Below are 24939 nucleotides of genomic sequence, written 5' to 3'. Positions count from 1 at the left end.
CCGGATGATTGCCAGCGCAGCGGGGGCAGGCATCATAGAGGCATTATTCGGCAAGAGAGTAAGCATATGATTCGTGTGGTGCTGGTTGATGACCATGTGGTGGTGCGTTCCGGCTTTGCGCAATTATTAAGTCTTGAAGACGATCTGGACGTAGCAGGCCAGTACAGCAGCGCGGCGGAAGCCTGGCCCGCATTATTGCGCGATGACGTTAACGTCGCGGTGCTGGATATCGCGATGCCGGACGAAAACGGGCTGAGTCTGTTAAAGCGGCTACGCGCGCAAAAACCCACGTTTCGCGCCATCGTCCTCAGCATTTACGACACGCCAGCGTTTGTGCAAAGCGCGCTGGATGCAGGCGCCAGCGGCTATCTGACCAAACGCTGCGGGCCGGAAGAGCTGGTTCAGGCGGTGCGTTCCGTCGGTATGGGCGGCCACTATCTGTGTGCTGATGCGTTGCGGGCGCTGCGCGGCGGTGAACAGCCGGCGCAGGTTCTGGAGGTATTAACCCCCCGTGAGCGAGAAGTTTTTGATCTACTGGTCAAAGGCGACAGCGTCAAAGAGATCGCATTTAAGCTCGACCTCAGCCATAAAACCGTTCACGTCCACCGTGCTAACGTACTGGGTAAATTGCAGTGCCACAGTACCATCGAGCTGGTGCATTTCGCCCTCGACCACCAGTTGCTGACGGGGCACTGATGTCTCGCGGCGTGCGTTACTGGGTGATCTCACTGTTTATCCTGCTGGCCTGGGGAACAGGTTGGCTGATGCTATGGACGCTGGGCTTTTACCTGACCCATAACGGCCAACAGGCGGCGCTCTTTTTGCCGCACGGCGTTTATCTTGCGCTGTTGATTTTACTCTCCCGCCGTTACTGGCCCGCGCTGATACTGCCGCCGGTGCTGATGCCGTTATGGCTCCATAGCGAGCAATTGCTCAGCGGCTACGTCCTGCTGGCGGCGCCGCTGATCTGCCTGATCCCGGCCAGCATCGGACAAAAATTCTGGCACCGTTTTCCCCTGTACTGGCAGCGTCTCACGCTGCTGCTGGCCGCCGTCACGCTGGCCTCGCTGCTGAATACCGCCCTGCTGTCGCCCTTTATAAAAAGCCCGGCAATGCTGACTGGCCTGGCGTCGTTTACCGGCGGCGTGCTGCTCACCCCCTTTGTTTATCTGGTATTTGAATTTTTACGCCAGCAGCACCGTTATCATCTGTTGGGGCTGGATACCAACAACCCGCCGCTGCGCACCTCGCTGATCATCTGGTGCAGCCTGTTCTTTATTATCGGCATCGGCACGCAAATGGTGCTGTCGCCGGAAATTGAACGCCTGCTGCTGATCGTGGTGTTCCTGCCTAACGTGGTGATGGCGTGGAAGTTTGGCTGGCAGGGCGGCGTGCTCTCCGGGCTGCTGGGCAGCATGATGATCACCATCGCCCGCCAGGTCGGCGTCGGGTTTAACAACCTGGTCGAGCTGGAGATTTTCCTCGCCACCCAGGCGCTACTCGGCATAGGTCTTGGGATCGCCATCAGCCGCCAGCAGCATCTGGCGCAAAACCTGCACCACTATCGCCAGCGTCTGGAGGCGGAACTGGCGGCGCGCCGGGCGCTGACCGAAAAGCTGATCCATACCGAAGAAGATACGCGCAAAAACCTGGCGCGCGAGCTGCATGACGAGATCGGGCAGAACATCACCGCCATTCAGATCCAGTCACAGCTCGTGAAACGCGCGCGCGATCCGGCGCAGACGCAGGCCGCCGCCAGCCAGATAAACGATCTCGCCCGCCGTATTCACCACTCTACCCGCCAGCTGTTACGCCAGCTACGTCCCCCCGCGCTGGATGAGCTGTCGTTCAAAGAGGCGCTGCATCATCTGGTCAACGAATTCGCGTTCCCCGAACGTGGGATTCGCTGCCAGTTTGAGTATCGCCTTACGCTTACCCCGGAAAATGAAACCGTCAGGTTTACTCTCTACCGCCTGTTGCAGGAACTGCTGAACAACGTCTGTAAACATGCCGAAGCCAGCGAGGTCACGATTCTGTTAAGCCAGCAGAAACAGACCCTCCATCTGGAAGTTCGGGACAACGGCACCGGCATCCAGCCTGAAAAAATGCCGGGATTCGGTATTCAGGGGATGCGCGAACGGGTCAGCGCGCTGGGCGGCGAACTGACGCTCGAATCGCTGCACGGCACGCGGGTAATTGTTAACTTGCCCACAATTTTGCAACAAACCACGTCCTGACCAGGAAAAAGTCTTAGTCACTGCGGACTTTCTCTCATCCCCTTTGGTTTTCACTTTCCTATAGTCAGCACAAACGGAGACGGCCATGCACCCACGCCCAGTAAACGAAACAGACCAACGATACCGGGCGCTACGCCTGCGGTTGCTGATGTGCATGGTCATTGGGTATGCCGCGTTTTATCTGACGCGAAAAAGCGTGAATTACGTGCTTCCGGCGCTGCAAACGGATCTGGGACTCGATAAAGGCGATATCGGCCTGTTGGGTTCACTGTTTTACCTGACCTACGGCCTGTCGAAGTTTACCGCCGGGCTGTGGCACGACAGCCACGGGCAGCGCTGGTTTATGGGCGTCGGCCTGTTCGCCACCGGCCTGCTGAATGTGGTGTTCGCCTTTGGCGAGTCGCTGACGCTGCTGCTGGCGGTCTGGACGCTGAACGGTTTCTTTCAGGGCTGGGGATGGCCGCCCTGCGCCCGACTGCTGACCCACTGGTATTCGCGCAACGAGCGCGGCTTCTGGTGGGGCTGCTGGAATATGTCGATCAACATCGGCGGGGCGATTATCCCGCTGATTAGCGCTTTCGCCGCCCACTGGTGGGGCTGGCAGGCGGCGATGCTGGCGCCGGGGATCATCAGCATGGCATTAGGTATCTGGCTCACGCTACAGCTGAAAGGTACGCCGCAGGAAGAGGGATTGCCAACGGTCGGCGCATGGCGTCATGACCCGCTGGAGCTGCGCCAGGAGCAGCAAAGCCCGCCGATGGGACTGTGGCAGATGTTGCGCACCACGATGCTGAAAAACCCGATGATCTGGCTGCTGGGCGTCTCATATGTGCTGGTCTATCTGATTCGCATCGCCCTCAACGACTGGGGCAACATCTGGCTCACGGAAAGCCACGGCGTCAATCTGCTCAGCGCCAACGCCACGGTGATGCTGTTTGAAGTTGGCGGTCTGCTCGGCGCGTTGTTCGCCGGTTGGGGGTCGGATTTGCTGTTCAGCGGCCAGCGCGCGCCGATGATTTTGCTGTTCACGCTGGGGCTGATGGTGTCCGTTGCCGCGTTGTGGTTAGCGCCGGTACACCATTACGCACTGCTGGCGGTCTGTTTCTTTACGGTGGGCTTTTTCGTTTTTGGCCCGCAAATGTTGATTGGCCTTGCCGCCGTCGAGTGCGGGCACAAAGCGGCGGCCGGTTCCATCACCGGGTTTCTCGGCCTGTTCGCCTATCTGGGGGCAGCGCTGGCGGGCTGGCCTCTGTCGCTGGTCATTGAACGCTACGGCTGGTCGGGCATGTTCAGTCTGCTCTCGGTCGCCGCGGTACTTATGGGTTTATTGCTGATGCCGCTGCTGATGGCGGGCATCACCACCTCGCTCAGTCAAAGGATAAAACAATGAAATTGACGCTTACCTCTACCCTGATTGCATCCGGCATTGCGCTGGCAACCTTAACCGGCGCCGCGCAGGCCAAAGGCCGCCTGGTGGTTTATTGCAGCGCCACCAATGAAATGTGCGAAGCAGAAACCAAAGCGTTTGGCGACAAATATGACGTCAAAACCTCATTCATCCGCAATGGCTCCGGCAGTACGCTGGCGAAAGTCGATGCCGAGAAGAAAAACCCGCAGGCAGACGTCTGGTACGGCGGGACGCTGGACCCTCAGTCCCAGGCGGGTGAAATGGGGCTGCTGCAACCCTACAAGTCTCCCAATCTTGAGCAGGTCATGGAGAAATTCCGCGATCCGGCGAAAGTAAAAGGCAACCTCTCTTCAGCGGTGTATGTCGGTATTCTCGGCTTTGGCGTCAATACCCAGCGCCTGAAAGAGAAAAATCTGCCGGTGCCAAAATGCTGGAAGGATCTGACCAAACCGGAATACAAAGGCGAGATTCAGATTGCCGACCCGCAAAGTTCAGGCACCGCGTATACCGCACTGGCGACCTTCGCCCAGCTGTGGGGCGAAGATCAGGCCTTTGATTACCTGAAACAGCTCAACGCCAACGTGTCTCAGTACACCAAATCCGGTATTGCCCCGGCACGTAACGCCGCCCGTGGCGAAACCGCTATCGGCATTGGCTTCCTGCACGACTATTCGCTGGAAAAAGAACAGGGCGCGCCGCTGGAGCTGATCTCTCCGTGCGAAGGCACCGGTTATGAAATTGGCGGCGTCAGCATCCTGAAAGGCGCGCGCAATCTCGACAACGCCAAACTGTTCGTGGACTGGGTGCTGTCAAAAGAAGCACAAGAACTGGCGTGGAAGAAAGGCAAGTCTTATCAGATCCTGACCAACACCACAGCAGAAACGTCACCGAACTCGCTGAAGCTCGACGACCTGAAGCTCATCAATTACGACATGGATAAATACGGTTCTACCGACGTCCGTAAGCAGCTTATCAATAAGTGGGTTAGCGAAGTGAAGATGGGTAAATAAGCCCACATTGCGTTCATTTGCCGGGTGGCGGCGTAACGCCGTACCCGGCCACAATACCGGAACCGCTATGTCACACACACTTGCACACCATCCCGTGAAAAAACGGGATGCGATATTCTTTTGGGTTCTGCTGGGCTGGCTGGCATTTGCCCTGCTGCCAAGCTGGAGCCTGGATTACGGCCTGCTGGAGTCCACGGGTGATGAAATCCTTGAGTCCTACGGCTGGTCACAGCGCAATATCAGTTGGCTGTGGTATCTGCTGCCAAGCCTGCTGCTGATTCGCCCGTTCCATGAAGCCAGGCGCGAACAGCGCAGCCGCCATTACCTTGATGCGGGCTGGGCGCTGTTGTGTATGGCCTTTATCGTCATCAGCGCCACCGTTGAAGGCCGTGGTTTAGGCTACGCCACTATCGTGCTGTTCGTTGCGCTGGGCGCGATCATGACGCTGGCGTTGACCCGTCTGGAATGGCTGGGCGGCGACCGCTTCGTGATCGGCTCACTTACCGCCATTGTGGCGCTGATCGGCATCTTTATCGTCTGGCCGAGTATCGCGATTTTCATCCCGATGTTCACCAACGACGCCGGGGAGTTCGCGCCGCTGGCGTTTATGACGGTGCTGTCGCAGGCGCATATCATCCAGGTGATCCTCAACTCCATCGCCCTGTCGATTGCGGTGGGCGTGGGCTGTACCTTCTTCGGCCTGGTACTGGCGATTTACACCACCCGCATTGCCAAACGCAGCGCCATTATTGGCCGCATCTTCTCGATTTTGCCAATCGTCACGCCGCCGTTCGTAGTGGGTTTAGGCGTTACGCTGATGATGGGACGCTCCGGCTACGTCACCGAATTTATGGTCGAGTGGTTTGGCTTAACCAACACCAACTGGCTGTACGGGTTTACCGGCATCTGGCTGGCGCAGGTGCTGGCATTCACCCCGATGGCGTTTATGATCCTCGACGGGGCGATCAAAACTATCCATCCATCGCTGGAGGAAGCCTCGTACACCCTGCGCGCCAGCCGCTGGCAGACCTTTAACGGTGTGTTTGTCCCGCTGCTGAAACCGGCGCTGGCGAACGCCTTTTTAATTGTGGTGGTGCAGTCGCTGGCCGACTTCAGTAACCCGTTAGTGCTCGGCGGTAACTTCGACGTGCTGGCGACGCAGATCTATTTCTATATCACCGGTTCGCAGCTTGATTATCAGGCCGCCAGTACGCTGGGCGCGTTCCTGCTGCTGTTCTCGCTGCTGGTGTTCTGTGTGCAGTATATGTGGATCGGTAAGCGCTCTTACGTCACGGTCTCCGGGAAATCGTACCGTGGCGACGTCCAGCCGCTGCCTGTCACCCTGGTGTGGAGCGTCATCGCCATTCTGGCCGTGTGGATAGCCTTCAACGCCCTGCTCTACGGCAGCATTTTCTACGGTAGCTTCACCGTCAACTGGGGCGTGGATTACACCCTGACGCTGGCGAACTTTATCAAGCTGTTCGGCCAGGGAATGAGCGACGGCGCGTGGCCTTCCCTGCTTGATACGTTGCTCTACGCCGGAATTGCCGCGCCGATCACCGCCATCTTCGGTCTGCTGATCGCCTGGATTGTGGTACGCCAGCAGTTCAAAGGCAAAAAGACTATCGAGTTCACCACCATGCTGTGCTTCGCCGTACCGGGCACCGTGGCGGGCGTGTCGTACATCCTCGCCTTTAACAGCGCCCCGGTGTACCTCACCGGAACGGCGGCGATTGTGATTATTTCGATGGTGATGCGTAACGTGCCGGTTGGGATTCGCGCCGGGATCGCCGGATTAGGCCAGATCGATAAATCGCTGGATGAAGCGTCGCTCAGCCTGCGCGCCGGGAGCTTACGCACCATTACGCACATCCTGCTGCCGCTGCTGCGCCCGGCGATCCTCTCGGCGCTGATCTACAGCTTTGTGCGCGCCATTACCACCGTCAGCGCCATTGTATTCCTCGTCACGCCAGACACCCGCGTGGCGACGGCCTACATCCTCAACCGCGTGGAAGACGGCGAATACGGCGTGGCGATCGCCTACGGCTCGATTCTGATCGTGGTGATGCTGGCGATTATTTTCATCTTTGACTGGCTGATCGGGGAAGCGCGTATCTCCCGTTCAAAAGCCAAAAACCAGGCGTAATGGAGCGCACTATGAGTCAGAAAAATTTTGTTGAACTGCGCAACGTCACCAAACGATTCGGCAGCAACACGGTTATCGATAATATCAATCTCACCATCCCGCAGGGGCAAATGGTGACGCTGCTCGGCCCTTCCGGCTGCGGCAAAACGACCATTTTGCGTCTGGTGGCCGGGCTGGAAAAACCGAGCGAAGGACAGATTTTCATTGATGGCGAAGACGTCACCCATCGCTCTATTCAGCAGCGTGATATCTGTATGGTCTTTCAGTCTTATGCCCTGTTCCCGCACATGTCGCTGGGGGAAAACGTCGGCTACGGTCTGAAGATGCTTGGCGTATCGCGCAGCGAAGTGAAAGCCCGTGTGCAAGAGGCGCTGGCGATGGTGGATCTGGAAGGATTCGAAGACCGCTATGTTGATCAGATCTCCGGCGGTCAGCAGCAGCGCGTGGCGCTGGCGCGCGCGCTGATCCTCAAGCCGAAGGTGCTGCTGTTTGATGAGCCGTTAAGTAACCTCGACGCCAACTTGCGTCGCAGCATGCGCGACAAGATCCGCGAACTGCAAAAGCAGTTTGATATCACCTCGCTGTACGTCACCCACGATCAAAGCGAAGCCTTTGCGGTTTCCGATACCGTGCTGGTGATGAACAAGGGGCATATTATGCAGATCGGTTCGCCGCAGGATCTCTACCGTCAACCTGCGTCACGCTTTATGGCGAGCTTTATGGGCGATGCCAACCTGTTCCCGGCGACGTTCAGTCAGGAGTATGTGGATATCTACGGCTACCGGCTGCCGCGCCCGGCGCACTTTGCCGCCCAGGGTTCCGGCACCGTTGGCGTGCGCCCGGAAGCGATTACCTTGAGCGATCGCGGCGAAGAGAGCCAGCGCTGTGTGATTCAGCATGTCGCCTATATGGGGCCGCAGTATGAGGTGACGGTGGCGTGGCACGGACAGGAGATTCTATTGCAGGTTAACGCCACCCGATTGCAGCCGGACGTGGGGGAAAATTATTACCTCGAAATCCACCCGTACGGGATGTTTGTTTTAGCAGACGCAGTGTAATTGATGCCGGGTGGCGCTACGCTTACCCGGCCTACGGTTCGTGCACGTTGTAGGCCGGGTAAGGCATCAGCCCACACACTCAACGTTGCGCGTTCAATTCAGCAATATCCTTCGGCGTCGTCCGGCAACAGCCGCCAATCAGCTTCGCACCCGCCGCCAGCCACTGCGGTAAATACTCCGCCAGCGTGGCGCACGCTTCGCCGTGATGATGCCAGGTTTTGCTTACCGCATCGTACCGCTCGCCCGAATTGGGATAAACCACCAGCGGCAGCGCGGTCAGCCCGTGCAAATGCTGCAATGCGGCGGTGACGTTTTCCAGCGCGATACAGTTTACGCCAGTCGCCACAACCTGCGGGCAGGCGTTGAGAAACGTCGCCACGTCACGCAGCGGCGTACCGTCGCTCAGATGCTCACTGTCGCGCAGCGTAAACGAAAACCATGCCCGTGCCCGTGGATATTCGGTTAACAACTCAGCCAGCGCTTTAATCTCAATAAAATTCGGCAGCGTTTCGCAGGCCAGCAGGTCAACGCCCGCATCCAGCAGCGCTTCCACACGCGGGCGATGAAAAGCCTGGAACGCTTCGGGAGTACATACGTAATCCCCGCGATATTCCGCACCGTCGGCCAGATACGCGCCATATGGCCCGACGGAACCCGCCACCAGCAGCGTGCCCGCCTGCGGGTTCTCAGCCAGATACGCTTCCCGCGCTTTGCGCGCCAGTTCCACACTCTTGCCGATCAGCGCTTTCGACTGCGCGTCATCAAACCCACGCGCGGCAAGTCCTGCGGGCGTTGCCTGGTAGCTGGCGGTAATCGCGCACTGCGCCCCCGCCCGGTAGTAATCAAGGTGGACTTCGCGGATCAGCGCCGGGTTTTCTACCAGCACCTTCGCTGACCACAGGCTATCGGCTAAATCACAGCCGCGCGCTTCCAGTTCCGTCGCCATCGCCCCGTCCAGCAACAGGAAATCCTGTTTATCGAGGATGGCACTCAACGGATTATGTTGCGACATAGTCTGGCTCCTGTTTCTGCTTATGAAATCGGCAATGAAACAAGCACCATAACACAGCGCGCCGGGCGGTAATCGGGAGCGCTACGCAATTATTAAAGACCCGTCAGCCTTGTACCAGCCGCAAACGCGCGCGCCGGGCGCTCAGCACCGGGTGAGGAGTAACAATGAGATAAAGAAAGGGTCGCCAGCTCATAATGCCTCCGCTGCCAGAATCTCTTACAACTCTGGCAACAAGGCGGCGCACCGGCGCTCAGACAGAAGTGGGAACATACCGTCCCCACTCATACGACGGAATGAGGACAACGTCAGGAACCGGGGTCGATATCAGCCAACAAACTGACGTCAGACCGGCAGAATGGCGAAAAACCTTCAGGGTGTGGCATCATAACGCGCAGATAACAACAAATTCAGGGTGATGAATGTGAAACCGGTAACGCTCTATGATGTTGCAGACCGTGCAGGCGTCTCTTATCAGACCGTCTCTCGCGTGGTGAATCAGGCCAGCCACGTTTCCGCCAAAACCCGTGAAAAAGTCGAAGCCGCGATGGCGGAGCTGAATTACATTCCCAATCGCGTCGCGCAGCAGCTGGCGGGTAAACAAACTCCGCTCATCGGCGTCGCCACCGCTAACCTCGCGCTGCACGCGCCGTCGCAAATTGTCGCGGCGATTAAATCCCGCGCCGACAGGTCAGGCGCCAGCGTGGTGATCGCGATGGTAGAGCGCAACGGAGTAGACGCCTGCAAAGCGGCGGTACATAACCTGCTGGCGCAGCGGGTAAGCGGGTTGATCATCAACTACCCGCTTGATGAGAACGATGCCATTGCCGTTGCCGCCGCCTGCGGCAACGTGCCGGTACTGTTTCTCGACGTGTCCGATCGGTTCCCCGTTAACAGCATTATTTTTTCCCATGACGACGGCGCGCGTCTGGGCGTTGAGCATCTGGTAGAACACGGGCACCAGCGCATCGCGCTGTTGACAGGGCCGCACTCGTCCGTCTCTGCACGGCTAAGACTGGCGGGCTGGCATAAATATCTGACCCACTATCAGCTGCGGCCGGTGGCAGAAACGGAAGGCGACTGGAGCGCGATGTCCGGTTTCCAGCAAACCATGCAGATGCTCAATGACGGAACGATGCCCACCGCAATACTGGTGGCTAACGATCAGATGGCGCTGGGCGCCATGCGGGCGATCGCCGAGTTTGGCCTGCGCATCCCGCAGGATATCTCGGTGATAGGCTACGATGACACCGAAGACAGCGCCTGCTACATCCCACCGCTGACCACCATCAGACAGAATTTCCCCCTGCTTGGCGCAACCAGCGTCGACAAACTGCTGCAACTCTCCCGTGGCGAACCCGCCACCGATAACCAGCGACTCCCCGTTTCATTGGTTCAGCGTAAAACCGTGCAGCCCCCCAATGCTCAGGTCACTTCTCCGCAGGCGTTGGCCGACTCCCTGATCCAACTGGCTCGGCAGGTGTCGCTGTTAGCGCCGAAAATGTGAACGCATAACAATTGTGTGAGTCAGTTCACTCATTGAACCTCCTGTCCTTTACAGCAGGAATCCCTTCTTCGTATTTTGACTGAAATTGTGAGCGAATAACAAACCCAATCAGGATACCGCTATGCCCCAGAATGCAGATTCACTCGCCGTCGTTCTGAAACGTCGCGACTGGGAAAACCCTGGCGTAACGCAACTTAATCGCCTGGAGGCGCACCCTCCTTTTTACAGCTGGCGTAATGCCGATGACGCCCGCGCGAACCGTGACTCCGCACAAAAGCGCAGCCTGAACGGTGAATGGACGTTTGCCTGGTTTTCAGCGCCTGAAGCAGTACCAGAGAGCTGGCGGACAAGCGATCTGCAACAGGCGAATAGCGTGCGCGTGCCGTCTAACTGGCAAATGGACGGTTACGACGCCCCCATTTATACCAACGTCACCTATCCCATTCCGGTTAACCCGCCGTTCGTTCCGGCAGATAACCCAACCGGATGTTACTCGCTCACATTCAGTATTGACGCAGACTGGCTACAGGCAGGCCAGACGCGGATCATTTTTGATGGCGTGAACTCCGCCTTCCATTTGTGGTGCAACGGTCGCTGGGTCGGATACGGTCAGGACAGCCGTCTGCCGTCTGAATTCGATCTCACGCATTTTTTGCTTAAGGGTGAAAACCGCCTCGCGGTAATGGTGCTGCGCTGGAGTGACGGCAGCTATCTGGAAGATCAGGATATGTGGCGGATGAGCGGCATCTTTCGCGACGTCTCGCTGCTGCATAAACCGGCAACGCAAATCCGTGACCTGCGCATCAACACCCGCTTCAACGATGATTTCAGCCGCGCAGTGCTGGAAGCGGAGGTCAGAACAACGGGGGAACGACGCGATGATTTACGCGTGACGGTACAGCTGTGGGATAGCGAAACATTCGTCGGAGAAAAAACCGCTCCGCTCGGCAGCGGGATCATTGATGAGCGCGGCGCTTACCCTGATCGCACAACCCTTCGTCTGAATGTCGAACACCCGGCGCTGTGGAGCGCGGAGACCCCGCATCTGTATCGTGCCGTTGTACAGCTACACGCCGCCGATGGCACGCTGATTGAAGCCGAAGCCTGCGACGTCGGTTTCCGTCAGGTCAGCATTGAAAACGGTCTGCTGCTGTTAAACGGTAAGCCGCTGCTGATCCGCGGCGCCAACCGCCATGAACATCACCCGGAAAACGGCCAGGTGATGGATAAAGAGACCATGATTAAAGACATTCTGCTGATGAAGCAGAACAATTTTAACGCCGTGCGCTGCTCCCATTATCCGAATCACCCGCTGTGGTACACCCTGTGCGATCGCTACGGCCTGTACGTGGTGGATGAGGCCAATATCGAAACCCACGGCATGGTGCCGATGAATCGCCTGAGCGACGATCCGGTCTGGCTGCCCGCCATGAGCCAGCGCGTGACGCGGATGGTACAGCGCGATCGCAACCATCCGAGCATTATTATCTGGTCACTGGGCAACGAGTCCGGGCACGGCGCCAACCACGACGCGCTGTACCGCTGGATTAAGTCGGAAGATCCCTCCCGTCCCGTGCAGTATGAAGGCGGCGGCGCGAATACGGCGGCAACCGACATCATTTGCCCGATGTACGCCCGCGTCGATCAGGATCAGCCCTTCCCCGCCGTACCGAAATGGTCGATCAAAAAATGGCTGTCGATGCCGGGCGAGCAGCGCCCGCTGATCCTGTGTGAATACGCCCACGCGATGGGCAACAGCCTCGGCGGTTACGCGAAATACTGGCAGGCGTTTCGCCAGTATCCGCGCCTGCAAGGCGGTTTTGTCTGGGACTGGGTGGATCAGTCGCTTATCAAATACGACGACGACGGTCGGCCGTGGTCAGCCTACGGCGGCGACTTTGGCGACACGCCTAACGACCGTCAGTTCTGTATGAACGGCCTGGTGTTCGCCGACCGTACGCCGCATCCGTCACTGTATGAAGCCAAACACGCGCAGCAGTTTTTCCAGTTTACGCTGCTGCCGGGAGCCGAATGCCAGATTGAAGTGACCAGCGAATACCTGTTCCGCCATAGCGATAACGAAGTGCTCCACTGGTCACTGGCGCTGGATGGCAACCCGCTGACCGCAGGCGTTGTGACGCTGGATATCCCGCCGCAGGGACGTCAGATCATCGCGCTGCCAGCGCTCCCGGAAGCGGAAACCGCAGGCCAGCTGTGGCTGACGGTACGCGTTGAACAACCGCAGGCAACCGCGTGGTCGCAAGCCGGACATATCAGCGCCTGGCAACAGTGGAAGCTCGGCGAAAAACTCTCTACGCAGTGGCCGCAGCACGCTGGCAACGCGCCACAGCTCACCAGCAGCGGGACGGCATTCCGTATTGTCGCAGGCGAGAAACGCTGGGAGTTCAGCCGCCAGCAGGGCGTATTAACGCAATTCTGGATTGGCGAAGAGGCACAGTTGCTGACTCCGCTTGTCGATCAGTTCACCCGCGCGCCGCTGGACAACGACATCGGCGTGAGCGAGGCAACCCGCATCGACCCTAACGCCTGGGTTGAACGCTGGAAGGCCGCCGGTCATTACCAGGCAAAAGCGGTATTACTGCAATGCGATGCCGACACGCTTGCCAGCGCGGTACTGATTACCACCGCCCACGCCTGGCAGTATCAGGGCGAGACGCTGTTCATCAGCCGGAAAACCTACCGTATCGACGGCAACGGTGAAATGCAGATAACGGTAGATGTTGATGTCGCCAGCGGGACACCGCATCCGGCGCGCATCGGCCTGAGCTGCCAGCTTGCGCAGGTGGCGGAGCGGGTCAACTGGCTGGGGTTAGGCCCGCACGAGAACTACCCGGATCGTCTCTCTGCCGCCTGTTTTGATCGCTGGGATCTGCCGCTGGAAGAGATGTACACCCCGTATGTTTTCCCGAGCGAAAACGGCCTGCGCTGCGGAACGCGTGAATTGCGCTATGGTGCGCATCAGTGGCGCGGCGATTTTCAGTTCAACATCAGCCGCTACGGCCAGAAACAGCTGATGGAAACCAGCCACCGCCATCTGCTCCAGCCGGAAGCGGGCACCTGGCTCAATATTGACGGTTTCCATATGGGCGTAGGCGGCGATGACTCCTGGAGCCCCTCCGTTTCAGCGGAATATCAGCTCAGCGCCGGGCGCTACCACTACCAGATAAGCTGGCGGTAAAAGGGAAATTGCCGGATGGCGGTGCAAGTACCGTATCCGGCCTGCGATACATTTTCTTCCTGGCCCGATAAGCGATAACGCCATCGGGCACCTCGGTTACTCCTCAATCACCTGACGGATTTGTTGCAATGAAGCGGGATCGTCAAGCGTGGACAAATCGCCCGGATCGCGGCCTTCGCAAATCGCCTGGATCGTACGACGCAGCATTTTGCCAGAACGTGTTTTCGGCAACTGTGAAACAAACCAGACGTGCGCCGGGCGGCCAAAATTACCGATCTGACTGTCCACCAGCGACATAATCGCCTTCTCTTCCGTTTGCGCCACGTCCCTGTCCTCCAGCGTGTCGCTCTGTTTCGGGATCACAAACGCTACCGCCACCTGCCCCTTCAGCGCATCTTTCACCCCCACCACCGCCACTTCCGCCACGTTCGGGTAACTGGAAATGCTTTCCTCGATCTCGCGCGTGCCCAGACGGTGCCCGGCGACGTTGATCACATCATCGGTGCGCCCGAGGATGAAATAATAGCCGTCCGCGTCGCGAATCCCCCAGTCGAAAGTGGCGTACACCTGACGCGAGAACAGCGACCAGTAGGTATTCACAAAACGCGCATCGTCCCCCCAGATAGTCTGAACGCAGCCAGGCGGCAGCGGCCCCTCAATGACCAGCATCCCTTTCTCGTTCACCTCGCAAGGTTCGCCAGTGACCTCGTTGAGCAACTGCACGTTATAGCCGTACATCGGTACGCCAGGGCTGCCCAGCCGTGAAGGCCGGTCGTCCAGCGCGCGGGCGATCGCCATAATCGGCCAGCCGGACTCGGTCTGCCAGTAGTTGTCGATAACCGGCACATCCAGCGTCTCCGTCACCCAGGCGGCCGTCGGCTCATCCAGCGGCTCACCGGCCAGATAGAGCACCTCCAGCGAGGAGAGATCGTGATTGCGGATCTGCGCCGTCGGGAACTTCTTCAACACGCGGATGGCGGTTGGCGCAGAGAACATCCGGCTGACGCGGTATTTCTCTACGATCTTCCACCAGACGCCGCAGTCCGGGTACGTCGGCAATCCTTCATAAACGATGGTTGCCATGCCTGCCAGCAACGGCGCGTAGACAATATAGGAGTGCCCCACAACCCAGCCGATATCCGACGCGCAAAAGAACACGCCGCCCGCTTTGCCGCCGAAGATAGTGTCCATCGAGGTTGCCAGCGCCACCGCATAGCCGCCGACGTCGCGCTGTACGCCTTTCGGTTTTCCGGTCGTGCCGGAGGTATAGAGAATGCAGGAGATCTCATTGGATTCCAGCCAGGCCACCGGCACCCGCGCCCCGAGATGCTGTTGACGCAGCGACGCAAAATCGAGATCGCGCGCCGGTACTCGCGCCATTTTCGCCAGCCCGCGATCCACCAGCAAAACGTGGCGCGGCTGATGCTGCGCCTGCGCGATGGCATCATCCAGCAGCTTTTTATACGGCAGAATCTTACCGCCGCGCGCCCCGGCGTCTGCCGAGACAATCAGCACCGGCTTAGCGTCGTCGATTCGCGCCGCTACGCTGTGCGAGGCAAAACCGCCGAACACCACCGAATGAATCGCGCCAATCCGCGCGCAGGCCAGCAGCGTAATGTGCGCCTCGGCAATCATCGGCATATAAACCAGCACCCGGTCGCCGCGCTGCACGCCCAGCGACAACAGCATCGACGCCACCACGTTCACTTCGTCATACAACTGGCTGAAGGTAAACGTGCGCTCCTCTTCCGTTTCAGAGGAGACGGCAATCAGCGCCAGCGCATCCGGCTGCTTGTCCAGCCAGCGGTCGATAGCGTTATGGCACAAATTAGTGGTTCCGCCGCAAAACCAGCGGGCAAACGGCGGATCGCTGTGATCCAGCGTTTGAGTAAACGGCTGCTGCCAGTCGATACGTCGGGCCTGCTCGGCCCAGAACGACGCCGGCTGCGTAATGGAACGCTGATAAAACTCGCTAAAAGACATGAAGCTCTCCTGTTGAACTTACTGCCTGCTGGCTCAGATGACAAATAAGTCGAGGTATTCATTGACCGGCATCTGCTCCAGGCGAGTTCTGTCCAGGGAGACATCCAGAATGCGCTGCTGCTGACGGGTCGGGAACTGACGCGCCAGGTTGATTTTGAATTTATCGATAAGCTTCGGAATGCCGTCGGTACGGCGGCGAGCGTGGCCAATCGGGTACTCCACGACCACCTCGGCAAACTGTGAACCATCGGTAAATTCAAGGGTGATAGCGTTGGCGATGGCGCGTTTTTCCGGGTCGTGATAGTCGGCGGTAAACGCCGGGTCTTCAAAGCAGGTTATCTTCTCGCGCAGGGCGTCAATGCGTTTGTCCTGCGCTACGCCGTCCTCATAATCCGCCGCCGTTAAGCGCCCGAACAGTAGCGGGATCGCCACCATGTACTGAATGCAGTGGTCGCGGTCGGCCGGGTTATTCAACGGCCCTTTTTTGTCGATGATGCGAATGCAGGCTTCATGGGTGCGAATCGTCACTTTCTCAATATCCGCCGCCGTTTTGCCCGCCGCCTGCATCTGTTCAAAGAGGGTCATGGCGGCTTCAACCGCCGTCTGCGAGTGGAACTCCGCCGGGAAGGAGATTTTGAACAGCACGTTTTCCATGACGTAAGAACCATACGGACGCTGGAAGCGGAACGGCTCGCCGTTGAAAGAGACGTCATAAAAGCCCCAGGTTTTCGCCGTCAGCGCCGACGGATAGCCCATCTCACCGGTTTTTGCCATCAGCGCCAGACGCACCGCGCGGGAGGTGGCATCGCCCGCCGCCCAGGACTTACGTGTTCCGGTGTTTGGCGCATGGCGATAGGTACGCAGCGACTGACCATCCACCCACGCCAGCGACACCGCGTTGAGGATCTCATCACGCGTCAGCCCCAGCATTTCGGCGACAACTGCTGTCGAAGCCACTTTGACCAGCAGTACGTGATCCAGGCCGACGCGGTTGAAGGAATTTTCCAGCGCGATGCAGCCCTGAATCTCATGGGCTTTGATCATCCCGGCCAGCACCTGCTTCATGGTCAGCGGCGCTTTGCCTGCGGCAACCGCATTACGCGACAGCCAGTCCGCGGTTGCCAGAATCCCGCCGAGGTTATCAGAGGGGTGGCCCCACTCTGCCGCCAGCCAGGTATCGTTGAAGTCGAGCCAGCGGATCATCGCGCCGATATTAAACGCCGCCTGCACCGGATCGAGCTGAAACTGGGTGCCCGGTACGCGTACGCCGTTCGGCACGACGGTGCCCGGAACGATCGGCCCCAGCAGTTTTTTACAGGCCGGATATTCCAGCGCTTCCAGACCGCAGCCCAGCGTGTCGAGCAAGCAGTAGTGGGCGGTGTCCCAGGCCACTTTAGAGGTGATGTCGTAGTTCATGACGTAATCGACGATATCAACGATTTCACGGTCAAATTCCGGGCGAATGTTCATTATTTGTGCGGACATAGGGTACATTTCCTGCGTTTTATCGTTAGAGAAATAAAATTATTGGCGCTGATCCAGCGGAATAAATTCGCGATCGTCCGGGCCGGTATAATTGGCGGAAGGTCGGATAATTTTGTTGTCCTGACGCTGTTCGATGATGTGCGCCGCCCAGCCGGTGACGCGGGCGATCACAAACAGCGGGGTGAACATTTCGGTGGGGACGCCCATCATGTTGTAGGAGACCGCCGAGAACCAGTCGAGGTTGGGGAACATCTTTTTCGATTCCCACATCACGTTTTCCAGACGGTCGGCGATGTTGTACATCTTCAGCGAACCACCGGCCTCCGAAAGCTGTTTCGCCACGCGTTTGATCACCTGATGGCGCGGATCGGCAATGGTGTAGACCGGATGGCCGAAACCAATGATCACCTCTTTATTTTCAATGCGTTTGCGGATATCCGCCTCGGCTTCCTCCGGCGTTTCATAACGCTGCTGAATTTCCAGCGATACCTCATTCGCCCCGCCGTGCTTCGGGCCGCGCAGCGCGCCAATCGCGCCGATGATGGCGGAGTAGACATCGGAGCCCGTCCCTGCAATCACCCGGCTGGTGAAAGTGGACGCGTTGAATTCATGCTCGGCATACAGCACCAGCGAGATGTGCATCGCCTTTTCCCAGCTTTGCGACGGCTTCTCGCCGTGCAGCAGATGCAGGAAATGGCTACCGACGGAGTCGTCGTCAGTTTCCGGCTGAATACGTTCGCCGTTATGGCTGTAGTGATACCAGTAAAGCAGGATGGAACTGAGCGAGGCCAGCAGTTTGTCGGCGATATCGCGCGCGCCGGAAACGGTATGCCCCTCTTTTTCCGGCAGCGTACAGCCGAGCGCCGACACGCCGGTGCGCATGACGTCCATCGGGTGCGACGCCGCAGGCAATGCTTCCAGCACGGTGCGTACATTGGCCGGTAATCCACGCAATGCTTTCAGCTTATTTTTATAGGCATGGAGTTCATCGCTATTGGGCAATTTGCCGTGAATTAACAGATGCGCGACTTCTTCAAATTCACAATGCTCCGCGAGATCGAGAATATCGTACCCGCGATAGTGTAAGTCGTTGCCGCTTTTTCCCACGGTACACAACGCGGTATTTCCGGCCGGAACGCCCGATAATGCGACAGATTTCTTGGGCTTAATGACATGGGTGTTGTTTTGCAGGATCGTCGTATCGCTCATGTTGTCCTCGTCATTGTTATATGTAGGGTATTGAGGGTGTACGTTTCGCCGCCGTAGGCCTGATAAGGCGCAGCCGCCATCAGGCATTGCCGGATGGCACTTCGTTTATCCGGCCTACAGCTCTACTTCAGGTTCAGCGCATCCAGCTTCTCTTCGTATTGGTAATAATTGATGCTTTCGTACAGCTCGTTGCGGGTCTGCATGATGTCGATAACGTTTTTTTGCGTGCCTTCCTGGCGCAGCACGTTGTAGACACGCTCGGCAGCGCGATTCATGGCGCGAAATGCCGACAGCGGGTAGAGCGCCATCGCCACGTTAGCGCTGCGCAGTTCGTCGGTGGTAAACAGCGGCGTCGCGCCAAACTCCGTGATATTCGCCAGGATCGGCACCGGTACGGCATCGGCGAACTGGCGATACATTGACAGCTCGGTAATCGCTTCCGGGAACAGCATGTCGGCCCCCGCTTCCACATAAGCCTGCGCGCGATCGATCGCCGCCTCTAATCCCTCCACCGCCAGCGCATCGGTACGCGCCATGATCACGAAGTCAGGGTCGGTACGCGCATCCACCGCTGCACGAATCCTGTCCACCATCTCCTCTTTGGACACGATCGCCTTATTCGGGCGATGGCCGCAGCGTTTCGCGCCGATCTGATCTTCGATATGCAGCGCAGCGGCGCCGGCTTTGATCATCGACTTCACCGTACGCGCCACGTTAAAGGCGGAGGAACCAAAGCCGATGTCGGCATCCACCAGCAGCGGCAGCGGGCAGACGTCGGTAATACGGCGGATGTCGGTCAACACATCATCCAGCGTGGAGATCCCCAGATCCGGCAGACCCAGCGATCCCGCCGCCACGCCGCCGCCGGAAAGGTAAATCGCCTGATAGCCTGCGCGCTGGGCCAGCAATGCGTGATTGGCATTGATGGCGCCGACGATCTGTAAGGGGTTTTCTTTGGTGAGCGCAGCGCGAAACGCCTGGCCCGGAGAGTGTAGAGACATATCCCGTCCTCTTGTTATCAACTTGTTATTTAATGTTGATTCACATAAAGCAAAGGGAATGCCAGAGCGGTCGCTGAAAAAGAGAGAATTTTGTTTTTTCTTATAATTCAAACAAATAACAAAAAATACAAACTTAACCATACCTTTCATCAGGACAAAAGCGTGTCAGCTAACGTTTCATGAAACGGTTCGCGCTGTTTCATTGCAACATTTATGAAACACGACTAAAACAAAATCTCGGTCCCTCAATACAACATCAACTGCTATGGCTGACACGCACCTTCCCGCTCGCGATAATCATGACAAGCCGGTGATCTGGACGGTCTCGGTAACGCGTCTGTTCGAGTTGTTTCGCGACATCAGCCTGGAATTCGACCATCTGGCGACCATCACCCCCATCCAGCTTGGGTTTGAAAAAGCGGTGAACTATATCCGTAAAAAACTGGCGACCGAGCGCTGTGACGCCATTATCGCGGCGGGTTCCAACGGCGCTTATTTAAAAAGCCGCCTCTCCATACCGGTGATCCTGATTAAACCCAGCGGATTCGACGTGCTCCAGGCGCTGGCGAAAGCCGGCAAACTGACTTCGTCCATTGGCGTTATCACCTACCAGGAGACGATCCCCGCGCTGATCGCTTTTCAAAAAACGTTTAATTTGCGCCTGGAACAGCGCAGCTACATCACCGAAGAGGATGCCCGTGGGCAAATTAATGAACTGAAAGCCAACGGCATTGAGGCGGTAGTCGGCGCAGGGCTAATTACCGATCTGGCGGAAGAAGCCGGGATGACCGGCATTTTTATCTATTCTGCGGCCACCGTGCGTCAGGCGTTTAGCGATGCGCTGGATATGACCCGGCTGACGCTGCAACATGGCGGCCAATATGCCTCCGGCAACGGGCTGCGCACCCGCTACGATCTGGGAGATATGCGCGGCCATTCCGCGCAAATGGAGCAGGTTCGCCATACGATCATGCTGTACGCCCGCTCCAGCGCGGCGGTGTTGATTCAGGGCGAGACCGGCACCGGTAAAGAGCTGGCGGCGCAGGCGATTCACCGCGAGTTTTTTGCCCGTCGGGGCCAGCGCAGCGGTAAAAAAACGCCTCCGTTTGTGGCCGTTAACTGCGGCGCCATTACCGAATCGCTGCTTGAAGCAGAGTTATTCGGTTATGAGGAGGGGGCATTTACCGGTTCCCGACGCGGCGGACGCGCCGGTCTGTTTGAAATCGCCCACGGCGGGACACTGTTTCTGGATGAGATTGGGGAAATGCCCCTGCCCTTACAGACCCGCCTGCTGCGCGTACTGGAAGAGAAAGAGGTGACGCGCGTTGGCGGGCATCAGCCTGTCCCGGTGGATGTACGGGTCATCAGCGCCACGCACTGCAATCTGGAACAGGCGATAAAGCAGGGACAATTTCGCACCGATCTGTTTTATCGTCTCAGCATTCTGCGCCTGACGCTTCCGCCCCTTCGGGAGCGCCCGTCAGATATCGTGCCGCTGGCGGAGGGATTTTTGAAACAGTCCCTGGCGGCATTAGACGCGCCGTTTGGCGAATCGGTGCGCGAGGGGCTGGCGCAAAGCCAGACCATTCTTCTGCGCTATGCCTGGCCCGGCAATATTCGCGAGCTGCGGAATATGATGGAGCGCCTGGCGCTTTTTTTAAGCGTCGAGCCGCAGCCCAGTCTGGATAGCCAGTTTTTACAGCAGTTTTTACCCGAGCTGGCGACGATTCCCGAAGCGCCATCAGCGCTTACGCCGCAGCAGGTTCTGGCGCAGTTTAACGGCGATAAAACCGCGGCGGCGCGATATCTGGGTATTAGCCGGACGACATTCTGGCGACGATTAAAAGAGTGAAGGCTTATCGCCGGATGGCGCTAACGCTTATCCGGCCTACGAGCAGAGTGAGAACTTATTGCCGGATGGCGCTAACGCTTATCCGGCCTACGAGCAGAGTGAGAACTTATTGCCGGATGGCGCTGGCGCTTATCCGGCCTACGAGCTACGAGCAGCACTGAACCGTAGGCCGGATAAGACGTTTACGTCGCCATCCGGCACAATGACAGCTTATTTTTTCTTGTAGATATCCGCAGTACCATGAATTTTATTATCGGTTTGCCCGGAGGTCAGTACGACCACATCAGCCCCTTTTTCATCGGCCTTTTTAAGCAGATCCTCTTTTGCCTCCATAGTTGACGTCTCATTGCTGGTATTAATGGTGCCTATCTTCGTGTATTGCGACTCCACTTTCTCAAACTCGACCTTTGTCAACAGTTCCGCGGCATAGACGTTGGTTACGACAAACGCTAACGCACCAATCAATACTTTATATCCTGTCTTCATATAAAAGCTCCGGTTGTGTTATTACGCTATCATCGCCTTCTCGGAACGGATGCTCTGTTCTGAGTGATTAAATAACTAGTTGAGATTAGCGGAAAAATCCAGTCAGCCGGATGTATCATAATTTGTGATCTTTCTCTCACCCCTGCACTTTTACTATAAATAGTATGGCGTTAACTATCAGGCCCTGGAAATCTCACTATGGAACCTCTGCACGCGGTTGTCCTGACCGTCAGCCTGTTCGTCTTAACCTTCTTTAACCCCGGCGCAAACCTCTTTGTGGTGGTACAAACCAGCCTCGCCTCCGGGCGTCGGGCCGGTGTATTAACGGGGCTGGGCGTGGCGCTTGGCGATGCAATTTATTCCGGGCTGGGACTGTTTGGCATGGCGACCCTGATTACCCAGTGCGAAGAAATTTTCTCGCTGATCAAAATCGTCGGTGGCGCATATTTGTTATGGTTTGCCTGGAACAGCATCCGCCATCAGGCCACCCCGCAAATGCCGACTCTGCAACAGCCCATTTCCGCCCCCTGGAGCGTGTTCTTCCGCCGGGGACTGTTAACCGATCTGTCAAATCCGCAGACGGTGCTGTTTTTCATCAGTATTTTCTCGGTCACGCTCAGCGCGGAAACCCCGACATGGGCAAGACTGATGGCCTGGGCCGGCATCGTGCTCTCTTCCGTCATCTGGCGCATCTTCCTGAGCCAGGCCTTTTCCCTACCGGCGGTACGCCGCGCTTACGGGCGGATTCAGCGCATTGCCAGCAGGGTGATTGGCGCGATCATCGGCGTGTTTGCCCTCAGGCTGATTTACGAAGGCGTGAACCACCGCTAGCCAGTAGCAGAGCGGCCACATAACAGAGCGCCACCGTCAGACTCATTTTCAGCATGGTTTCGCCGCCCAGCCCCGACAACGGCGCGGCGATGCCACCGAAAACAAACATGCTCATCCCCATCAGCGCGGAGGCGGTTCCTGACTCCTGAACGTCCACCACGCTCATCGCCTCAGCGCCCGCCACGGTGCCAATTCCGCTGCAAAAGGCGACGGTAAAAAAGAGCGCCACCAGCGCCAGAACCGGCTGCTGTAGCCAGGCGCAGAGTAAGGTGATTAACGCGCAGATGACGGCCAACAGCAAGCCGCCGCGCAGCAGCGTCATTGCCGTGATTCGACGCGCAAGACGGGAAAAAATTAGCGAGGCGACGATCAGCCCGATCCCATTAAGGCCAAACAGCAGGCTGAACTGCATCGGGCTTAAGCCATACTCGCTTTGCAGCACAAATGACGAAGAGCCGATATAAGCAAACAACCCCGCCAGCATGAAGGCCTGCATCAGGCAGAAGCGCATAAAGAGACGATTTTTCACCACGCTGCGCCCGGTCGAAAATAACGATGTGCCGCGCGTTCGCTGCGGCAGCGTCTCACTGATAAACAGGATGCAGCAGAGCAAAAGCAGTGTCGCAATACCCGCCATTACCCAAAACAACATACGCCAGTCAAACGCGGTGGCAATGTAGCCGCCCAGAACCGGAGAAAGCACCGGAGCGATACCGTTCACCGTCATGAGCAGCGCGAAGAACTGGGTCAGGGTCACGCCCTGATATTTGTCCCGCGCAATAGAGCGCGAGAGCACCGAACCACCGGCCCCCGCCGCGCCCTGCACAAATCGCCAGACGATCAGCCAGTGAATATCCTGAGTTGTCGCGCACAGTACCGAAGAGGCAATAAACAGCAACAGCGACAGGATCAACGGAACCTTACGACCAATCCGGTCGCTGAGCGGGCCAAACAGCAGTTGCCCAAGCCCAAGGCCGATCAGCGAAGACGTCAGCGTCAGTTGCGTCAGGGTGGTCGTCGTTGCCAGCTGTTCGGACATCTCCGGCAGAGCGGGCAGATAAAGATCGGTACACAGCGGCCCGATCCCGGTTAACAAACCGAGGATCAGCACCCACGAAAGCGACACGCGCGCCATAAAAACACCTCCCTCTGATTACCGGGCCCCGCCGCCGAGCGACTGCCAGAGCGTTATGCGGTTTTCATTGTCCGTCAGTTGCAGGGCGATAAGCGTCTGCTGCGCCGACCACAGCGTGCGTTGCGCCGTCAGTACGGTCAGATAATCCCCGACCCCGGCGCGATAACGACGCATCCCGACATCCAGCGTTTTTTGTTCTGCGGCGACATACTGGCGCTGGGCATCCAGCTGTTCATCCAGCGTCGCACGCCGGGCAAGCGCATCAGCCACATCTTTGAACGCGCTTTGCACCGTTTTTTCATAGGTAGCAATGAGTCCCCGTTTTTGCGCTTCGGCATAGCGGAGCTGCGCCAGGTTGCTGCCGCCGGTAAACAGCGGCAGCGTAATGGAAGGGGCAAACGACCACACCTTCATGCCATGACTGAACAAGGACGAGAGCGCATCGCTGCCGACACCGGCGCTTGCCGTCAGGGAGATGGTCGGGAAGAAATTCGCTCGCGCCGCGCCAATATCGGCATTGGCGCTTTTCAGGTTATGTTCCGCTTCCTGAATATCCGGCCGACGCAACAGCACGGAAGAAGAGACGCCAGCGGGCACCAGCGTAATCACCTGCGCATCAAGGCTTTCCAGCGTACCGGGCAGCACGCTTTCCGGCAGCGTTGTGCCCGCCAGCAGGTTCAGGGCGTTGATATCCTGCGCCACCTGAGTCTGATAGCTGGCTACGCTGGCGCGCGCCTGCTGGTAAACGCTCATCGCTTCACTGACATCCGTTGCGGCGGCTGTCCCGACCTGCTGCTGACGTTGAACAATTTTCAGCGAGTTTTCCGCACTGGCCATCGTCTCCCTGGCCAGCGCCAGATTGCTGTTATCTGCCGCCAGGGTCAGCCACGCGGTGCTGATCTCGGCAATTAACGTCAAACGGGTGTTCTGCGCGGTAAATTCGCTGGCAAGCCAGGTTTCCCGCGCCGCCCGCGACAGGCTCTGATTGCGGCCAAACAGATCCAGCTCAAAGCTGGACACCGCGCCATCGGCTTCAGCGCTCGTTCCGGTTCCGTTCGCCAGCGTACGGCTGCGTGTAGAACTGAGTGAAGCATTCACCGTCGGGAACAACGAGGCACGCGCTTCGCCATACAACGCCCGTGCGGAGTCGATATCAGCAATCGCCTTCTGGACATCACGGTTACTGTTAAGGGCGGTGTTCACCACCTGTTGCAGCCGCGCGTCGTTAACAATCTGCTGCCAGTCGCGGCTGACAGCGTTCCCCTGCCCCTGCGCACCCGGTAAACTTGCCGGAACCGGCGCATCGGGCGTGCTGTAGTGCGGATCAAGCGACACACACCCTGCGCTCAGGAGAGCGAAAACAAAGAGAAAAATACGCAACAT

18 protein-coding genes are annotated in these 24939 nt (G+C 57.9%); 10 read left to right on the top strand and 8 right to left on the bottom strand.

Translation table 11 applies throughout. The annotated features are described in order from the left end of the window. The first annotated feature begins 66 nt into the window (after window positions 1–66). The 6 genes from OGX84_RS17015 to fbpC all read left to right on the top strand — a co-directional run bounded on the left by OGX84_RS17015 (window position 67) and on the right by fbpC (window position 7859). Window positions 67–696, top strand: a complete 630-nt coding sequence (locus OGX84_RS17015) for a response regulator transcription factor (RefSeq protein WP_047458568.1) — start codon at window positions 67–69, stop codon at window positions 694–696. Continuing rightward, entirely contained in the window at window positions 696–2237 is a 1542-nt protein-coding gene (locus OGX84_RS17010; RefSeq protein ID WP_012133636.1) for an MASE1 domain-containing sensor histidine kinase, read from the top strand. The genes OGX84_RS17015 and OGX84_RS17010 overlap by 1 nt, the downstream gene beginning before the upstream one ends. 85 nt (window positions 2238–2322) lie before the next feature. Beyond that, complete coding sequence (gene uhpC, locus OGX84_RS17005) at window positions 2323–3627, top strand: MFS transporter family glucose-6-phosphate receptor UhpC (RefSeq protein WP_024130613.1); 1305 nt, start codon at window positions 2323–2325, stop codon at window positions 3625–3627. Continuing rightward, complete coding sequence (locus OGX84_RS17000; protein WP_012133638.1) at window positions 3624–4655, top strand: ABC transporter substrate-binding protein; 1032 nt, start codon at window positions 3624–3626, stop codon at window positions 4653–4655. The genes uhpC and OGX84_RS17000 overlap by 4 nt, the downstream gene beginning before the upstream one ends. Before the next feature lie 67 nt (window positions 4656–4722). Next, window positions 4723–6801, top strand: a complete 2079-nt coding sequence (locus OGX84_RS16995) for an ABC transporter permease (protein ID WP_012133639.1) — start codon at window positions 4723–4725, stop codon at window positions 6799–6801. A gap of 11 nt (window positions 6802–6812) precedes the next feature. Then, window positions 6813–7859, top strand: a complete 1047-nt coding sequence (gene fbpC, locus OGX84_RS16990; RefSeq protein ID WP_024130614.1) for a ferric ABC transporter ATP-binding protein — start codon at window positions 6813–6815, stop codon at window positions 7857–7859. A gap of 79 nt (window positions 7860–7938) precedes the next feature. Here the strand turns inward: fbpC and mmuM are convergent, their stop codons facing one another. Continuing rightward, window positions 7939–8871 carry a homocysteine S-methyltransferase gene (gene mmuM, locus OGX84_RS16985; RefSeq protein WP_110494608.1) on the bottom strand — a complete coding sequence of 311 codons (933 nt, stop codon included), beginning with the start codon at window positions 8869–8871 and terminating at the stop codon, window positions 7939–7941. A gap of 421 nt (window positions 8872–9292) precedes the next feature. Here mmuM and OGX84_RS16980 point away from each other — a divergent pair, with 421 nt between their 5' ends. Together OGX84_RS16980 and OGX84_RS16975 are read left to right on the top strand one after the other, a co-directional pair. Beyond that, window positions 9293–10375 carry a LacI family DNA-binding transcriptional regulator gene (locus tag OGX84_RS16980; protein ID WP_112002472.1) on the top strand — a complete coding sequence of 361 codons (1083 nt, stop codon included), beginning with the start codon at window positions 9293–9295 and terminating at the stop codon, window positions 10373–10375. Between the two features lie 121 nt (window positions 10376–10496). Next, on the top strand, window positions 10497–13574 hold the full coding sequence (locus tag OGX84_RS16975) for a beta-galactosidase (protein WP_286458224.1): 3078 nt from the start codon (window positions 10497–10499) through the stop codon (window positions 13572–13574). A 96-nt stretch (window positions 13575–13670) separates the two neighbouring features. On the opposite strand, the gene prpE is transcribed toward OGX84_RS16975, so the two are convergent. The 4 genes from prpE to prpB all read right to left on the bottom strand — a co-directional run bounded on the left by prpE (window position 13671) and on the right by prpB (window position 19252). Then, the gene (gene prpE / locus OGX84_RS16970) at window positions 13671–15557 is read right to left on the bottom strand and encodes a propionate--CoA ligase (protein WP_047458575.1); all 1887 of its coding nucleotides are present in this window, start codon (window positions 15555–15557) and stop codon (window positions 13671–13673) included. A gap of 33 nt (window positions 15558–15590) precedes the next feature. Then, window positions 15591–17042 (bottom strand): bifunctional 2-methylcitrate dehydratase/aconitate hydratase, encoded by a 1452-nt coding sequence (locus OGX84_RS16965; protein WP_047458578.1) that lies wholly within the window; start codon window positions 17040–17042, stop codon window positions 15591–15593. Window positions 17043–17081: 39 nt separating this feature from the next. Continuing rightward, window positions 17082–18251: a bifunctional 2-methylcitrate synthase/citrate synthase gene (gene prpC / locus OGX84_RS16960; protein WP_024130617.1), complete on the bottom strand. Its 1170-nt coding sequence runs from the start codon at window positions 18249–18251 to the stop codon at window positions 17082–17084. Window positions 18252–18373: 122 nt separating this feature from the next. Beyond that, window positions 18374–19252 (bottom strand): methylisocitrate lyase, encoded by an 879-nt coding sequence (gene prpB / locus OGX84_RS16955; protein WP_112002456.1) that lies wholly within the window; start codon window positions 19250–19252, stop codon window positions 18374–18376. 265 nt (window positions 19253–19517) lie between these two features. Here prpB and prpR point away from each other — a divergent pair, with 265 nt between their 5' ends. Beyond that, on the top strand, window positions 19518–21104 hold the full coding sequence (gene prpR / locus OGX84_RS16950; protein ID WP_104869024.1) for a propionate catabolism operon regulatory protein PrpR: 1587 nt from the start codon (window positions 19518–19520) through the stop codon (window positions 21102–21104). Window positions 21105–21314: 210 nt separating this feature from the next. Here prpR and yahO read toward each other — a convergent pair whose 3' ends face one another. After that, window positions 21315–21590, bottom strand: a complete 276-nt coding sequence (gene yahO / locus OGX84_RS16945; RefSeq protein ID WP_012133651.1) for a DUF1471 family periplasmic protein YahO — start codon at window positions 21588–21590, stop codon at window positions 21315–21317. 198 nt (window positions 21591–21788) lie between these two features. On the opposite strand from yahO, the gene OGX84_RS16940 reads away from it, so the two are divergent. Next, complete coding sequence (locus OGX84_RS16940; RefSeq protein ID WP_012133652.1) at window positions 21789–22421, top strand: LysE family transporter; 633 nt, start codon at window positions 21789–21791, stop codon at window positions 22419–22421. Here the strand turns inward: OGX84_RS16940 and OGX84_RS16935 are convergent. Beyond that, window positions 22387–23556: a multidrug effflux MFS transporter gene (locus OGX84_RS16935; protein ID WP_112002455.1), complete on the bottom strand. Its 1170-nt coding sequence runs from the start codon at window positions 23554–23556 to the stop codon at window positions 22387–22389. The genes OGX84_RS16940 and OGX84_RS16935 overlap by 35 nt on opposite strands. Window positions 23557–23574: 18 nt before the next feature. Continuing rightward, the gene (locus OGX84_RS16930) at window positions 23575–24939 is read right to left on the bottom strand and encodes an efflux transporter outer membrane subunit (RefSeq protein ID WP_012133654.1); all 1365 of its coding nucleotides are present in this window, start codon (window positions 24937–24939) and stop codon (window positions 23575–23577) included.

Source organism: Citrobacter sp. CK202 (assembly GCF_030333225.1).
Lineage (GTDB): Bacteria > Pseudomonadota > Gammaproteobacteria > Enterobacterales > Enterobacteriaceae > Citrobacter_B > Citrobacter_B koseri.
The sequence above is the reverse complement of the archived record's forward strand: the minus strand, read 5'-3'. Positions and strand labels throughout refer to the sequence as shown.